13 protein-coding genes are annotated in these 14,767 nt (G+C 73.0%); 8 read left to right on the forward strand and 5 right to left on the reverse strand.

Translation table 11 applies throughout. From position 1 onward, the window contains the following. Positions 1 to 503: DUF222 domain-containing protein (locus BLT76_RS22255; RefSeq protein WP_139175800.1), on the reverse strand; the 503-nt coding region annotated here is incomplete at its 3' end. Positions 504 to 758: 255 nt separating this feature from the next. Here BLT76_RS22255 and BLT76_RS22260 point away from each other — a divergent pair. After that, the gene (locus tag BLT76_RS22260; protein WP_139175802.1) at positions 759 to 2,645 is read left to right on the forward strand and encodes a calcium-binding protein; all 1,887 of its coding nucleotides are present in this window, start codon (positions 759 to 761) and stop codon (positions 2,643 to 2,645) included. Between the two features lie 775 nt (positions 2,646 to 3,420). Here BLT76_RS22260 and BLT76_RS22270 read toward each other — a convergent pair. Then, on the reverse strand, positions 3,421 to 4,068 hold the full coding sequence (locus tag BLT76_RS22270; protein WP_090860515.1) for a hypothetical protein: 648 nt from the start codon (positions 4,066 to 4,068) through the stop codon (positions 3,421 to 3,423). 32 nt (positions 4,069 to 4,100) lie between these two features. Beyond that, a complete protein-coding gene (locus tag BLT76_RS22275; protein WP_090860516.1) occupies positions 4,101 to 5,459 on the reverse strand; it encodes an MmgE/PrpD family protein in 1,359 nt (452 codons plus the stop codon). A gap of 91 nt (positions 5,460 to 5,550) precedes the next feature. Here BLT76_RS22275 and BLT76_RS22280 point away from each other — a divergent pair, with 91 nt between their 5' ends. The 4 genes from BLT76_RS22280 to BLT76_RS22295 are packed head-to-tail and all read left to right on the forward strand — an operon-like array spanning position 5,551 to position 10,476. Further along, positions 5,551 to 6,750, forward strand: a complete 1,200-nt coding sequence (locus BLT76_RS22280) for a CaiB/BaiF CoA transferase family protein (RefSeq protein ID WP_090860517.1) — start codon at positions 5,551 to 5,553, stop codon at positions 6,748 to 6,750. After that, complete coding sequence (locus BLT76_RS22285; protein ID WP_090860518.1) at positions 6,747 to 7,577, forward strand: cyclase family protein; 831 nt, start codon at positions 6,747 to 6,749, stop codon at positions 7,575 to 7,577. Before BLT76_RS22280 ends, BLT76_RS22285 begins: the two co-directional genes overlap by 4 nt. After that, positions 7,574 to 9,007: an MmgE/PrpD family protein gene (locus BLT76_RS22290; protein ID WP_090860519.1), complete on the forward strand. Its 1,434-nt coding sequence runs from the start codon at positions 7,574 to 7,576 to the stop codon at positions 9,005 to 9,007. The genes BLT76_RS22285 and BLT76_RS22290 overlap by 4 nt, the downstream gene beginning before the upstream one ends. Before the next feature lie 5 nt (positions 9,008 to 9,012). Further along, a complete protein-coding gene (locus BLT76_RS22295; protein WP_090860520.1) occupies positions 9,013 to 10,476 on the forward strand; it encodes a dihydroorotase in 1,464 nt (487 codons plus the stop codon). On the opposite strand, the gene BLT76_RS22300 is transcribed toward BLT76_RS22295, so the two are convergent. Then, complete coding sequence (locus BLT76_RS22300; RefSeq protein ID WP_090860521.1) at positions 10,454 to 11,041, reverse strand: TetR/AcrR family transcriptional regulator; 588 nt, start codon at positions 11,039 to 11,041, stop codon at positions 10,454 to 10,456. The genes BLT76_RS22295 and BLT76_RS22300 overlap by 23 nt on opposite strands. A 100-nt stretch (positions 11,042 to 11,141) precedes the next feature. Here BLT76_RS22300 and BLT76_RS22305 point away from each other — a divergent pair, with 100 nt between their 5' ends. The 3 genes from BLT76_RS22305 (at position 11,142) to BLT76_RS22315 (ending at position 14,482) form a co-directional block, all read left to right on the forward strand. Continuing rightward, positions 11,142 to 12,182: a GlxA family transcriptional regulator gene (locus BLT76_RS22305; protein ID WP_090860522.1), complete on the forward strand. Its 1,041-nt coding sequence runs from the start codon at positions 11,142 to 11,144 to the stop codon at positions 12,180 to 12,182. Between the two features lie 66 nt (positions 12,183 to 12,248). After that, complete coding sequence (locus tag BLT76_RS22310; RefSeq protein ID WP_090860523.1) at positions 12,249 to 13,073, forward strand: alpha/beta fold hydrolase; 825 nt, start codon at positions 12,249 to 12,251, stop codon at positions 13,071 to 13,073. 173 nt (positions 13,074 to 13,246) lie between these two features. Further along, complete coding sequence (locus BLT76_RS22315) at positions 13,247 to 14,482, forward strand: MFS transporter (RefSeq protein ID WP_090860524.1); 1,236 nt, start codon at positions 13,247 to 13,249, stop codon at positions 14,480 to 14,482. A 13-nt stretch (positions 14,483 to 14,495) separates the two neighbouring features. Here BLT76_RS22315 and BLT76_RS25975 read toward each other — a convergent pair whose 3' ends face one another. Beyond that, positions 14,496 to 14,660, reverse strand: coding sequence for a hypothetical protein (locus tag BLT76_RS25975; protein ID WP_170867207.1), 165 nt, complete (start codon positions 14,658 to 14,660; stop codon positions 14,496 to 14,498). Positions 14,661 to 14,767: the final 107 nt, after the last annotated feature.

Raw genomic sequence — 14,767 nt, forward strand, 5'->3', positions numbered from 1 at the left:
ACGTCGAGGATCCGCTTGCCGAGGCGGTGCAGGTCGGTGGGGTCGAAGTCCGCGGCGTACCCCACCAGCGCCACCTCGGCCCGGTCGACCACCTCAGCGTCGACGTCACCCGGCAGCGCGGCGAGGGCGTCGGCGATCACGTGGGCCTGATCGAGGTTCACCGCCCCCTCACGCACCGCGGCCGCGAGCACCGGCCGGTCGGCCAGCGCCAGCGCGAGCCGCAGCTCGCGCGCACAGTCCGCCCGCCGGCGTCGTACGGCGTGCGCGGTCCAGGCCCCGACGTCGCGTGCCCCGTGTTCCTCGGCCACGTCGCAGGCGTCCGCGGCGACTCGCAGCCGCAGCTCACTCACCCGCGCCTCCAGCAACGCGAGCTCGCGCAGCGCCGCGGCTTTGTCGGGGGTGGTCATGAAGGACGGGTTCACGTCGGCGACGGTCTTCAGCGCATGGTCGATCTCGCGGGCAGCGACCCTGATTGGGTGGCTGGGCTGATGGGGGTGGTCCATGTGAGCCTCCGAGAGCTCCACGAGCTGACCACACCAGTATGATCGAACAGGTATTCGAACTCAAGGGGGGCGAGAGAAAATGTTCGCGTGCCGCACCGGACTCGTCGAAGGCTCGGACCCGCCTGGGCGGGTCCCGTGTGAGCGGACGGTTCCCGAGGGTCGCTGTGACGACCGCATGTTCTGTCGTTCCGCCTCGCCGGAGGTCGCGCTCGTCTAGCGTGGGCGCGCTCATCCTCCTCTTGGATCGGAGACCCTGTGCGGGCCCACCACCTGCGGACGATTGTCGTCCGTGGCACCACGCTCACCACGGCGCTGCTCACGGCGCTGACCGGCTCGCTGCTCGTCGTGGTGCTGACTCCCGCGCCTGCGCACGCTGTCGTCCGGACGTCGACCGGAGTGGTCTGCACGATCGTGGGCACGCAGGGACGTGACGTCCTCCAGGGCACGCGCGGCCGCGACGTGATCTGCGGGCGCGGCGGTAACGACGTCATCGACGGACGGGGTGGGAACGACCTGCTCGACGGTGGTGCCGGCAACGACCGGCTGGCCGGGGCGGGCGGCGATGACGTCCTGGTCGGCGGCACGGGCCGCGACCGGCTCGACGGCGCCACGGGCAACGACCGGGCCCTCGGTGGTCCGGGTGACGACCGAATCGAAGGCGGCTCCGGGAACGACCGCCTCGACGGCGGTGGCGGAAGCGACGATGCCACGGGCGATCGAGGTGACGACGTGGTCGACGGCGCTGCCGGGAACGACGACCTGGCGGGCGGGGCCGGCGACGACCGCCTGACGGGCGGGCCCGGCGCCGACACCGGGGCCGGCGAGACTGGCGACGACGTGATCCTGGGCAACGTTGGCGACGACGAGCTCAGCGGCGGACTCGGTCAGGACGCCGTCGACGGCGGGGCAGGCTTCAACGTGTGTGACGTCCCGAGCGAGTCCAGCGACCGGCAGGTCAGGTGCGCCACCGACACTGCAAAGCCGGTGGTGCGCGCGATCTCCTTGTCTCGCACCACGGTCGACGTCAGCGCACAGGCCCAGACCATCCGCGTCCGGGCGCGCATCACCGACGACACCGGCGTCAAGCGGGTCGACATCGGTGGCGGGGCCAGCCTCGCGTCGGGGACGACTCGCGACGGCATCTGGGTCGGCACGATCCAAGTCCCCCGGTTCGTCAACCCCGGACCGCGCGACCTCGGCATCGGGGTGCTCGACCGGGTCGGCCGCACCGGCAGCGCCTACCGCTCGTCGGCCTACACGATCGTCAACACCGTCTACGACCGTCAGCGTCCGGTCCTGCAGTCGCTGCAGCTCAGCGCCGCCTCGGTCGACGTGCGCGCGGCGGCGCGATCGATCACCGCCACGGTGCGTGTCACCGACGACCTGGCTGGTCCGACCGACCTCTACGTCTGCCCCTCGCACGCCTGGCCCACGGGTACGCCGAGCTTCCGCCAGGACGGCGCGTGCACGCTGCTGAGCCAGGTGTCCGGATCGGCACGGAACTCGGTGTGGCGTGGCACCTTCGACATCCCGCGCGGTGCGCAGGGCGGCACGTGGAACGCCGCGGTCTGGATCGGCGACGCCGCCGGCAACTTCGACACCGACTACTGGCTCGGCCCGGATGAGCTGGCCGCTCAGGATGTCGTCGACGAGCCGCGCTACCGCGCCATCCCGGGCGGTGGGGGTGTCTTCCGGGTGGTCGGCTCGAACCCGGACACCCACGCGCCGGTGCTGACCTCGCTGAGGCTCTCGCCGTCACCCGTCGACACCTCGCGCGGTGCGGTCCAAGTCACGGCCGAGATCGCCGGCACCGACGTAGAAGGCATCACCGACGCCTTCCTGTACGTCGGCGGCACGCCGACCCAGTCCACCGGCATGCCGGGTCTCGAGGAGATCGACATCGCGCTGGTGCAGGGCTTCATCCGTGTCGGTGGCACGGCGAAGAACGGGACGTGGCGAGCCACCTTCGTCGTACCCGGAGGCACCCCCGACGGCCGCTACCGGATCCAGGTAGGGCTTCAGGACCGGGCCCACTTCGAGTCGTGGGTCTCGCCGGACCCTGACTGGGCGGGCGAGGCTCACCTCCTCGACGACACGCTGGCATCGACCGGCGCGTACTTCGTGGTGGCCAACTCGGAGTGAGGGGCGGGTGACGTGTCACCTAGTGCTGTTGACCGTCGTCGACGCGTGAGTCGACGAACGCCATCAGAGGCCGACGAGGCCGGAGGGGTGGAGTCGAGAGCCGTTCGGCACCGCGGCCCGCGCCGGTGAGCGGATGGTGGGCGCTCGGGGCCGCGATTGGCCTACTCGTGTGGAGCTTCTTGCTCGATGCCCGGTACGACTCCACGCAACGTCTAGCTGCCTACTGGGTTGCTCGGGCCCGGAGCCTGGGACGAGGTGCTGGTCCAGTCTCGCTCGCGATCTCGGCGGGTGCTCTGGCGGGCTACGCGGCTCTGGCGAGATCGGGGCACTGGCTGGCAGGTGAGCTCGAACATCCGCTCTGGACACTCATGATCACCCTGCCGGCGATGCTGGTGTACACCCCCTTCGTCGTCGCCACGGCGCCACTTAGCGCCAAGCCCTACTGGAGTTGGAGGAACGAGCTGAGCTCGGCCGGAGCAACCCCGATCGAAGAGCGGCGCATCGCCTGGTGGGCGGGACCGCCATCCCTTGGAGGGGCGGGCGCGATCTTCCTCTCGTTGATGTCGACTTTCGCGACCTGATTCCGCAGGCCATCGCCACCTTGGTCGAGCTCCCTCGACAGGTGCGTGTCTCAACGCCTGTAGGAACCGTCGTCGACGGCATGCTCGGGCGTCCAACCGTTCAGTACGCCCTCAGACGTGACCGAACGCCAGCATCAGCGAGCGCTCCGGGAAATGCACCGGCAGACGAGCTCAATCTGGGCGATGGGCCCCGGTCAGCACTTCTCGAGGGCGACGGGTCCGACCGCGCCCTCGCCGAGCGTCGCGTCCAGGACCTCCCGCCACGCGACCGGTCGGTCCGAGTGCGGGGCGGGGACCGTGATCGCGATCGACCCGGCTGAGGTGTCGGCGACGAGCTCGTCGCCCTCCCACCGGAGCGCCAGCAGGCTGTTGGCGTCCGCGTCGAGGCACCCGAGCTCGATGACCCGGCTCCGCAGGCCGCGGTCGTTCTGCCGGACCTGGAGGACGTAGGACTCCGACAGTCCCGTGGTCAGCACTCGCGTCGTGAGGCTGCCGTCGGGGCTGGTGACGACGACCGCGGGGTCGTCCCAGGTCGACGCCGAGAAGACCGAGACCAGGGCGAACAGTCCGGCGCAGCCCAGGGTGGCGGCGCCGATCCCGACGAGGACGACGACCGTGAGGGCCGTCCCACGCAGGAGCAGGCCGAGGCCGACGGTGGCCGCCGCGCCGGCCGCGAGGGTCAGGGCGGTGGGGTGGTCGAGCCGCTCCGCGTGGACGTAGCCCGCGGCGGCGCTGTACCACCCGATCGCGAGGACCACGACGAGCACGCCAGCCAGGCCCAGCAGCGCGAGCCCGAGGGGCGTGCGCGAGCGCTGCTCGGTCGCCGCGAGGGTGGTCGCCATCCGCCGAGGGTACGGCGGGAGCGGCGCCAGGATCAGTCGAACGGCAGTCCCGCCAGCGCGGCGACCACGTCGTCGGCCTCCGGCAGCCGTCGTACGGCGGCCAGCAGGTCGGCGCCGGGGACCGCGAGGCCGTCGAGCTTGGCCACCAGCGCGTCGTCGTCGAGCGGGAAGTGGGCGGTGTCGCCGATCGGGTCGGGCTGGGCGAGCGCGGCGCGGGAGCCGTCGGTCAGGACCACCTCGACCTCGCAGACCCGGCGGGCCGGCAGGTGGGCGTCGAGCTCGGGGAGCAGGGCCACGTCGACGCGGGGGCTGAACGCCTCGGCCGCCGCGAAGGCGGACGTGCCGGGCTCCATCGTGGCGGGGGTGACGGCGCCGCTGACCGCGGCCATGCTGACCGCGAACGGCAGCGAGAACATCGCCGCCAGCCGGTTCGACGGCGACCGGTCGAGCAGGGGCGCGGCGAGCGAGTGGATGCCGACCCGGATCGAGGCGACGTCGTCGCCCGACCAGCCGTCGGCGAGCCGCAGGGCGAGCACCAGGTCGATCGCCGCGTGGGTGAACGAGCACGCGGCGTGCTGCTTCAGGTAGCCCTCGGCGGCGAGCCACCGCTCCCCGAGGTCGGCCACCAGGAGCTCGGGGTCCAGCGAGCCGACCAGCGCGAGCGCGGCCGCCGCCCCACCCCGGTTCGTGACCAGGTCGGCCCGGGCGAGGTGGGCGGCCGACAGGCCCGCGAGGTTGGCCTGGCCCATCCACAGGTTCCGGGTCGGGTCGCCGGCCAGCACGGTGTCCCACGGCGCGACGGTCATCAGGCCGGTCGCGGCGTCCACGGCAGCCGCGACCTGGGCGGGGGTCGCGCCGAGCAGCGTGGCCGCGGCGTACGCCGCCCCCGTGGAGCCCCAGTGCCCGTGCGGGTGCCACGCCGGGTCCCGCCGTACGGCGCGGCCGAAGCGGGCCGCGACCTCGTAGCCGCCGGCGACCGCCGCCAGGAAGCGCCGCCCGTCGACCAGTGTCGGCGACTGCTGGGCCGCGGCCACGGCCGCGAAGACCACGTGCGCCGCCGGGTGGCCGGCGGCGTGCTTGTTGCCCTCGTCGAGCTCCTGCGAGCAGGCCGCCGCCGCACCGAGCAGGGCCGCCGTCTCGGGCGTCGTCCGCAGCGAGGTGCCCGGCAGCGGGTGCGGCCCGGGCGGCTGCGGCCAGGCGTCGAGCAGGCGCCGCAGCTCCGGGGTGCGCAGGCCGGCGGCGGTCACGCCCAGGAGGTCGGCGAGCACCACGGGCAGCCGGGACCGGACCGGGACGGGCAGGTCGTCGTACGGCGTCCAGACGCCCGCGACGAGGCCGTCGATCGCCCCGGCGGTGCGTTCCGACAAGCGGAACGCCATAGGTTCGCTCATGATCCCGAATGTACGCGGGGTTCCGAAGGACGCGCCAGAACGCTAGGGTGAGGGTCAGTTCGGACGTTTCTCCTAGCGAAACGGATTCTGTGTGTCTGACGCTCCAGCTCCCCTCGAGGGCCTCCGGGTCCTCGACGTCTCCACGATCCTCGCCGGCCCGCTGTGCTGCCAGATCCTCGGCGACTACGGCGCCGACGTGGTCAAGATCGAGCACCCGCGGGGCGGGGACAACATGCGTGGCCACGGCCGCAGCAAGGACGGCGTCCCGTTGTGGTGGAAGGAGATCGGCCGCAACAAGCGGACCGTCGCCCTCGACCTGAAGGCGCCCCGGGGCGGCGAGGTGTTCCGCCGGCTGGCCGCGACCGCGGACGTGGTCGTCGAGAACTTCCGCCCCGGCACCCTCGAGCGCTGGGGCATCGGCCCCGACGTGCTGATGGCCGAGAACCCCGGCCTCGTGGTCGCCCGGCTGACCGGCTTCGGCCAGACCGGCCCCTACTCCTCCCGGGCCGGCTTCGGCACCCTGGCCGAGGCGATGAGCGGGTTCGCCGCCGCCACCGGCGAGGCCGACGGCCCGCCGACCCTGCCGGCCTTCGGGCTGGCCGACAGCATCTGCGGGATCGCCGCCTCGTCCGCCGTCCTGATGGCGCTGCGCCACCGCGACGCCACGGGCCGCGGTCAGGTGGTCGACCTGAGCATCCTGGAGCCGCTGATGACCGCCGTCGGGCCGGGTCCGACGGTCTACCAGCAGCTCGGCGAGGTCGCCCAGCGGCACGGCAACCGCTCCACCAACAACGCCCCGCGCAACGCCTACCGGACCTCCGACGACAAGTGGGTCGCCATCTCCACGAGCGCCCAGCGGATCGCCGAGCGGGTGATGGAGCTGGTCGGTCACCCCGAGGTCATCGACGAGCCGTGGTTCGCCACCGGCGCCGGCCGGGCCGAGCACGTCGACCTGCTCGACGACCACGTCGGCAGCTGGATCGCCGCCCGCGACCGGGAGTCGGTGCTCACCGCCTTCACCGAGGCCGGCGCCGCCATCGCGCCCGTGTACGACGCCCGCGACCTCACCGAGGACCCGCACGTGCGGGAGACGCAGATGCTGGTCGAGGTCGACGACGTCGACCTCGGCCCGGTCCTGCAGCACAACGTGATGTGGCGGATGAGCGAGTCGCCGGGCCGGATCCGCTTCACCGGCCGCGACATCGGCCAGGACACCGACGAGGTGCTCAGCGAGCTCGGCTACGCGGCCGAGGACATCACCGCTCTCAAGGACGAGGAGGTCGTGCGATGAACGACGCACACCCGAAGGACGCCCTGCTCGAGGTCGTGCAGCGCGGGGTCGAGTCGATCGACCTCGGCCGCCAGCTGCGCACGGGCATGCCGCAGTCGCCCAACCACCCCCAGTTCTGGCACACCCTGCCGCGCCGCCACGGTGACATGGTCCGCGCGGACGGCAGCAGCGCCGCGAACGACATGATCACGACCGGCACCCACGTCGGCACCCACATCGACGCGCTCGCCCACGTCTCCTTCCAGGGGAAGATGCACGGCGGCGTCGACGCGGTGGCGGCCGGGGTCGGTGGCAAGTACGAGGAGCTCGGCGTGCACACGATCGAGCCGATGGTGCGCCGCGGCGTGCTGCTCGACGTCGCGGGCCACCTCGGCGTCGACTGCTGCGAGGGCGGCTACGAGATCACCGTCGCCGACCTGGAGGCGACCGCCGAGCGCGCGGGCGTCACCGTCGGCGCGGGCGACGTCGTGCTGATCCGCAGCGGGTGGGGCTCGCGCTTCGCCGAGGGGGCGCCGTACGTCGGGGGGCCGTCGGGCGTGCCGGGCGTCGGCGAGGCCGGGGCGACCTGGCTGGCCGAGCGGGGCGTGCACGCGGCCGGGGCCGACACCATCGCCTTCGAGCGGCTCGCGCCCGGCGGCGGGCACGCGCTGCTGCCGGCCCACCGGGTGCTGCTCGTGGAGCACGGCATCTACATCGTCGAGGCGCTCGACCTGGAGGGTCTCGCGGCCGCGGGCTGGGGCGAGTTCACGTTCGTGCTGGTGCCGCTGAACATCTTCGGCGCGACCGGCTCGCCGGTGCGGCCGCTGGCGCTGCGGGCCGCTCGGTGAGCGCCCCCACCCTGGCCCAGCAGCTGGGCGCCTTCGCCGAGCGCACGTCCTTCGCCGACCTCCCCGACGAGGTCGTCGACAGCGTCCGCAAGCGGGTCCTCGACACCCTCGGGATCGCCGTCGCGGCCGCCCCGCTCGAGACCAGCCGTGCGGCCCGTGCCTGGGCCCGCTCGCAGGGCGGCCGGCCGGTCGCGTCGGCGGTCGGCGTCCCCGAGCGGCTGCCGGCGGGCCTGGCGGCGTTCGTCAACGGGGTGCTGGCCCACTCCCTCGACTACGACGACACGCACCTCCCCTCGGTGCTGCACCCGAGCGCCACGATCGTCCCGGTCGCGCTGGCCGTGGCCGAGCGGGAGGGCGCGAGCGGCGCCGAGCTGGTGCGCGCGATCGCGCTCGGCCTGGAGACCTGCGTCCGCCTCGGCATGGCCGGGTACGACGAGGACGCCAAGAACTCCACCTTCTTCGAGCACGGCCAGCACGCCACCTCGATCTGCGGCGCGATGGGCGGTGCCGTCACCGCCGCCGTCCTGACGGGCGGTACGGCGGACGCCGTCGTCGACAGCCTCGGGGTCGCCGCCTCGATGGCCTCGGGGATCATCGAGGCCAACCGCACCGGCGGCACAGTGAAGCGGCTGCACTGCGGCTGGGCCGCGCATGCCGCGGTCTCGGCCGCCGAGCTGGTGGCCTTCGGGCTGACCGGGCCGCCGACGGTCCTGGAGGGCCGGTTCGGCTTCTACCAGGCCTGGCTGCACGGCGACTTCGACCCGGGCGCGGTCGTCGACGGGCTGGGGGAGACCTGGGCGGTGCCCGACATCTTCTTCAAGCCCTACCCGGCCAACCACTTCACCCACGCCGCGGTCGACGCGGCCGCCCGGCTGCGCGAGCAGGGCGTCACGCCCGACCGCGTCGAGCGGCTGACCCTCGGCGTACCCGCTCCCAACCTGCGCACGATCGGCGAGCCGATCGAGGTCAAGCGCACGCCCGAGACCGGCTACATGGCCCAGTTCAGCGGCCCGTACGCCGTCGCCGTGGGCCTGCTCGGCGGCGCCGGGCTCGGCGCGGGCGTCGAGGACTACACCGACGAGCTGGCCCGCGACCCCGATCGGCGGGCGCTGATGGCCAAGGTCGACGTGGTGCCCGACGAGCGGTGCACGGCGATCTTCCCGACCCAGTTCCCGGCCGTGCTGACCGCGCGGCTGACCGACGGCACCGAGCTGGTCGAGGAGGTGCTGACGACCCGCGGCGGGCCGCAGCGCCCGCTCTCGTTCGACGAGCTGAGCGCCAAGTTCCGCGCGAACGCCGGCCGCACGCTGGCCGCCGACCGGGTCGAGGGCCTCGCCCGGGCCTGCGCGGAGCTGGAGACCTGCCCCGACGTCACCGCGGTGCTCGCGCCGCTGACGACGGTGGACCCTGACGACATCAAGGAGAGGTGAGCCTCATGGCTGAGCACGACCTGATCATCACCAACGCACGCGTGGTCCGGCCCGGGCACGACGAGCCCGAGCGGCTCGACGTCGGCGTCAAGGACGGCGTCTTCACGGCGATCGGCGGCTCCCTCGACGCCGACGGCGCCGAGGTGCTCGACGCCGGCGGCAAGCTCCTCTTCCCGGGCGTCGTCGACGTCCACCAGCACTGGGGCATCTACAACGAGCTGGGCGAGGACGCCGAGTCCGAGAGCCGGGCCTCGGCGCAGGGCGGCGTGACCTCCGGGATCACCTACATCCGCACCGGGGCCTACTACCTCAACCGCACCGGCCCCTACCGCGAGATCTTCCCCGACATCCTCGCCGCGACCGACGGCCGCGCCTACGTCGACTACGCGTTCCACGTCGCGCCGATCCTCGAGGAGCACATCGACGAGATCCCGATGCTCATCGAGCAGGGCGTCCCGTCGTTCAAGATCTTCATGTTCTACGGCAGCCACGGCCTGCACGGCCGCTCGGCCGACCAGGGCTCGTTCCTGATGCTGCCCGAGGACCAGTCGTACGACATCGCGCACTTCGAGTTCGTCATGCGCGGCATCCAGAAGGCCCGCGAGGACGCCCGCTTCGCCGACGACCGCGATGCCATCTCGCTGTCCCTGCACTGCGAGACGGCCGAGATCATGCGCGCCTACACCAAGCTGGTGGAGAAGGACGGCACGCTGACCGGCCTGGAGGCCTACAGCGCCTCGCGGCCGCCGCACTCCGAGGGGCTGGCGATCACCATCGCGTCGTACCTCGCCCACGAGACCGAGCTGCCCAACATCAACCTGCTCCACCTCACGTCCCGCAAGGCGATCGAGGCGGCGATGATGATGCAGGCGACCTTCCCCCACATCGACTTCCGTCGCGAGGTCACCGTGGGCCACCTGGTCGCGGACTTCAACACCGCCAACCTCGGCGGCAAGGTCAACCCGCCGCTGCGCTCGCCGGAGGACGTCGACGCGCTGTGGGAGCACCTGCTCGCCGGCCACTTCTCCTGGGTCACCTCCGACCACGCCTGCTGCAAGGAGGAGACGAAGTTCGGCGACCCGAAGGACGACGTCTTCCTGGCCAAGTCCGGCTTCGGCGGCACCGAGTACCTGCTGCCCGGCCTGATCACCGAGGGCCGCCGTCGCGGCCTGTCGTACGGCGCCGTCGCCGAGCTCACCGCGCGCAACCCCGCCGAGCGGTTCGGCCTCACGCAGAAGGGCGACCTGGCCGTCGGCAAGGACGCCGACTTCTGCCTCGTCGACGACGACGTGAGCTACACGGTCCGCGCCGAGGACTCGCTCTCGACGCAGGAGTACACCCCCTTCGAGGGCTTCGAGCTGACCGCCCGGGTCACTGACACCTACCTCCGCGGCTCCGCCGTCCTGCGCGACGGCGCCGTCGTCGGCGACCCGCGCGGGGAGTTCGTCAAGCGCTCCGGCCGGGGCTGAACCGCAAGGTGGCGTCGGCCACGGCCCGGAGCTCGTCCGGACCGTGGCCGAGCCGGCTGCGGTGGATGAGGCCCTGGGACAGGGTCACGTAGTGCGCGCTGAGTCCCTCGACGTCGACCTGGTCGGCGCCACCCGCGAGGTCGCGTCGCAATCGCGCCGCGACGATCTCCTGCAGCTCGCGGGTCGTCGCGTCGATGACGGGCCGCAGCTCGGGCACCCGGTCCACCAGCGTCAGGCTGTTGAGCATCAGGCAGCCACGCCGCCCGGGCTGGCTGACGCAGTCGCAGATGATGAGTTCGAGGTAGGCCCGCAGGCTCGTGGCGACGTCCCCGGAGCTCCCCTGCATGGCCTCGCGCACCGTCTCGGTCAACCGCCGGCAGTAGCGGACCACGGCCTGCAGGTAGAGACCGTCCTTGGACCGGTAGGCGGCGTAGATGCTGCCGTTGCCGACCGTCGAGGCGAGGGCCACGTCGGCGATGGAGGTGTCGGCGTACCCGTGGGACCAGAAGAGCTCGATGGCCGCGTCCAGCAGTGCGGGCTCGTCGAACTGTCGGGGGCGCGGCACCTGCGGAGCGTATCGCCGTCATCCGAAGGCCGGGCTCCCGTCCGGTCCCGCGAGCGGAGCCCGGTGGACACCGCGCGGTTGGTGGAGCCATGATTCCACAATGGAGACGTCGCGTTCCCCGCGCCGGATCGGGGTGCTGGCGTTCGACGGGGTGATGCTGCTCGACCTCAGCGGTCCGGCCGAGGTCTTCGTGGCCGCGAACCGGCAGGTCCCCGGGGCCTACGAGATCTCGGTCCTGACCGTCGGCGGCGGAGCCTTCGAGACGTCCGTGGGCGCCCGGATGGAGGCGGTCGCCGTCGCGGGCTCCGGGACCTTCGACACCGTCGTCGTGGTCGGCAGCACCAGACCCGCCCTCCGCTTCGTAACGCCCGAGTTGGTGGCCGCGACCCGGGAACTCGCCGGACGCAGCCGGCGGATGGCCGCCATCTGCACGGGCGCGTTCGTGCTGGCCGAGGCGGGCCTGCTCGACGGCCGGGCCGCCACGACGCATTGGAAGTACACCCGGGACCTGGCTGCGCGCTATCCCGGCGTCTCGGTGCGGCACGACGCGATCTACGTCCGCGACGACCGCACCTACAGCTCCGGCGGGGCGTCCGCAGGCATCGACCTGGCGCTCGCGCTGGTCGAGGAGGACCACGGCATCGAGGTCGCGCAGGCCGTCGCCCGCGACCTGCTGGTCTACCTCCAGCGCGGTGGCGGCCAGTCGCAGTTCTCGTCGTCGGCAAGCGCGAAGGTCGTGGAGTCCCACGTCGTCCGCCGGGTCACCGACCATGTGCGGGCCGAGCCACAGGTGCCCCACAGCGTCCGGTCCATGGCCGCGTTCGCGCACGTCAGCGAGAGGCAGCTGACCCGGCTGTTCCGTGACGAGCTCGGCACCACGCCGGCCTCCTACGTGGCCGACCTGCGCTTCGGCATCGCCTGCGACTGGCTGCGGGCCGGGTCGTCCGTGGCGGCGGCGGCCGCCGCCGCGGGCTTCTCCAGCGGCGAGATGATGCGCCGCGTCTTCCTGACCCGGCTGGGCCGCTCGCCCCGAGCCTTCCGTGACGAGGCACGTCGAGACGCGGGCTCGTTCACCTCCGGTGACGCAAACCGTGGGAAACCTGTCGCACCAGGTGCAGGTGCGAGGACAGCCGCGGGATAGAGACTCGAACCGTCGCGCCCGCCGGGCGTGCGTCCGATCCTTCCTCGATCCTCCCGGGAGCCCCCCATGCCCACCCTGACCACCACCGACGGCGTCGAGATCTTCTACAAGGACTGGGGGACCGGCCAGCCGGTCGTCTTCAGCCACGGCTGGCCTCTCTCGTCCGACGACTGGGACGCCCAGCTGATGTTCTTCCTCAACCAGGGCTTCCGTGTGGTCGCCCACGACCGTCGCGGCCACGGCCGCTCGGAGCAGGTGGCCACGGGCCACGACATGGACCACTACGCCGACGACCTCGCCGCGGTCGTCGAGCACCTCGACCTGCGCGACGCCGTCCACGTGGGCCACTCCACCGGTGGCGGCGAGGTCGTGCACTACCTGGCCCGCCACGGCCAGGACCGGGCCGCCAAGGCGGTGCTGATCAGCGCCGTCCCGCCGATCATGGTCCAGACCGAGAGCAACCCCGGCGGCCTGCCGAAGGACTTCTTCGACGGCATCCAGGAGCAGGTCGCCACGCGGCGGGCCGCCTTCTTCCGCGACTTCGCCGAGGGCCCGTTCTACGGCTACAACCGACCCGGCGCCGAGCCGCACGAGGGCGTCATCGCCAACTGGTGGCGCCAGGGCATGCTCGGCGGTGCTAAGGCCCACTACGACGGGGTGGTCGCGTTCTCGCAGACCGACTTCACCGAGGACCTGAAGGCCGTCACCGTGCCGACCCTGGTGCTGCACGGCGAGGACGACCAGGTCGTGCCGATCGCCGACTCCGCCGAGCTGTCGGTGAAGCTCCTCCCGAACGGCACGCTGAAGACCTACCCGGGCTTCCCGCACGGGATGCCGACGACCAACGCCGACGTCATCAACGCCGACATCCTCGACTTCATCCGGGCCTGATCGCCCGCCTCGGCGGTCCCCGGGCGCCGGCCGGGGGACCGCCGAGGGTCGAACGGGTCGCGGTTTCGCCACCCCGCGGGAGGGCGCCGTACCATCGGGGGAGCACAGGGTTTCACGCGTCTTGGAGGTGGGTTCGGCGCGTCGTCCAGACGCACCCGAAAGGCCCCACCCCCGTGTCACCCCTCGCCTCCTACCGGCGGCTCTTCGAGCTCGCCGGGACGACGTACGTCGTCGTCGCCTTCCTCGCCCGGCTGCCGCTCGCCATGAGCCAGCTCGGCACCCTCCTGCTCGTCTCCGACGCCACCGGCAGCTACGGCCTCGGCGGCCTGGCCGCCGGCGCGCTCGCCGTCGCGAACGCGGCCGGCGCCCCGTTCGCGGGGGCCCTGGCCGACCGGATCGGCCAGCGGCACGTCGTCCTCGTGCAGTCACTGGCCGGCGCCGGCGCGCTGGTCGCCCTCGTTGCGCTCGTCCGCGGGGGAGCGGCCGACGCGGCCGTGGTCGCCACCGCCGCCCTCGCCGGTCTCGCCATGCCGCAGGTCGGTCCGCTGGCGCGGGTGCGCTGGCGCCCGATCACCGCCCCGACCGGGGTCCACCAGCGGCGCCTGGTCGACGTGGCCTTCTCCTACGAGGGGGCCGCGGACGAGGCGTCCTTCGCGATCGGCCCGGCCCTCGTCGGCGTCGGCGTCGCCGTGGTCTCGCCCGGCGGCGCGCTGCTGCTGGCGGCCGCGATGCTGGCGATCTTCGGCACGGCCTTCGCGCTGCATCGCAGCGCCCGCCGGGTCCGACGCGACGGCATCCCGCTGCCGACCGGTCGGCTGCTCACCCCGGTCCTGCTGGTCCTGGTCGTCGCGCAGCTGCTCATCGGCAGCCTCTTCGGCGCCACCCAGACCGGGACGACGGTGCTGGCCACCCAGGCCGGGGTGCCGGGCGCCGCCGGGCTGGTGCACGCCGTGCTCGGGGTCGGCAGCGCCGTCGCGGGCGTCGCGACCGCGTTCCTCCCCGAGCGGATCGGCCCGGAGCGCCGGATGCTCGGCGCCGCGGCCGCCCTGTCGGTGCTGTCGCTGCCCCTGCTGCTCGTGGACGGGCTCGCTGCCCTGGTCCCGGTCGTCCTGCTGCTCGGCTGCGCCGTGGCGCCCCTGATGATCGCCGTCTTCTCGCTGGCCGAGCGGGTGGTCGCCCCCGCCCGGGTCGCCACCGCGATGACGCTGCTGGCCAGCGCCACCGGCCTGGGGTACGCCGTCGGCTCGGGCACCGCCGGACGGCTCGCCGACGCGCACGGCCACACCGCGGCGTTCGCCGTGACCGTCACCGCGATGGTGCTGGAGCTGCTCCTGGTCCTGGCCGCGCAGCGGCGGCTGCGGACGGCGCTCGTCGAGGTGCGGGTGCCCGTCGCGGTGCGGGCGGCCTGAGGACGCGGCGGCCTCAGCCCTGCGAGATGCCGTTCTCCTCGGCCGTGCCCGCCTCGGCCCCCAGGCCGTCCTCGTCCGACTCGGCGTCGAGCCGGTCCTGCAGCGCCCCGATCTCCTCGCGCTCCGCGTCGAGGTCGGGGTCGCCCTGCGTGCTGGTCTTCCTCGGGTCGTCGCTCATGCCTTCCGGGTACCCGGTCACACCCACCCCCAAATGCAAATGAGAATCGTTCTCGTATAGAGTCCGCGGGCCGCATCACGGTGGTGCGGCTGGACCCCGAGGACCCT

It is taken from the genome of Nocardioides lianchengensis, assembly GCF_900101465.1.
GTDB classification, from domain to species: domain Bacteria; phylum Actinomycetota; class Actinomycetes; order Propionibacteriales; family Nocardioidaceae; genus Nocardioides; species Nocardioides lianchengensis.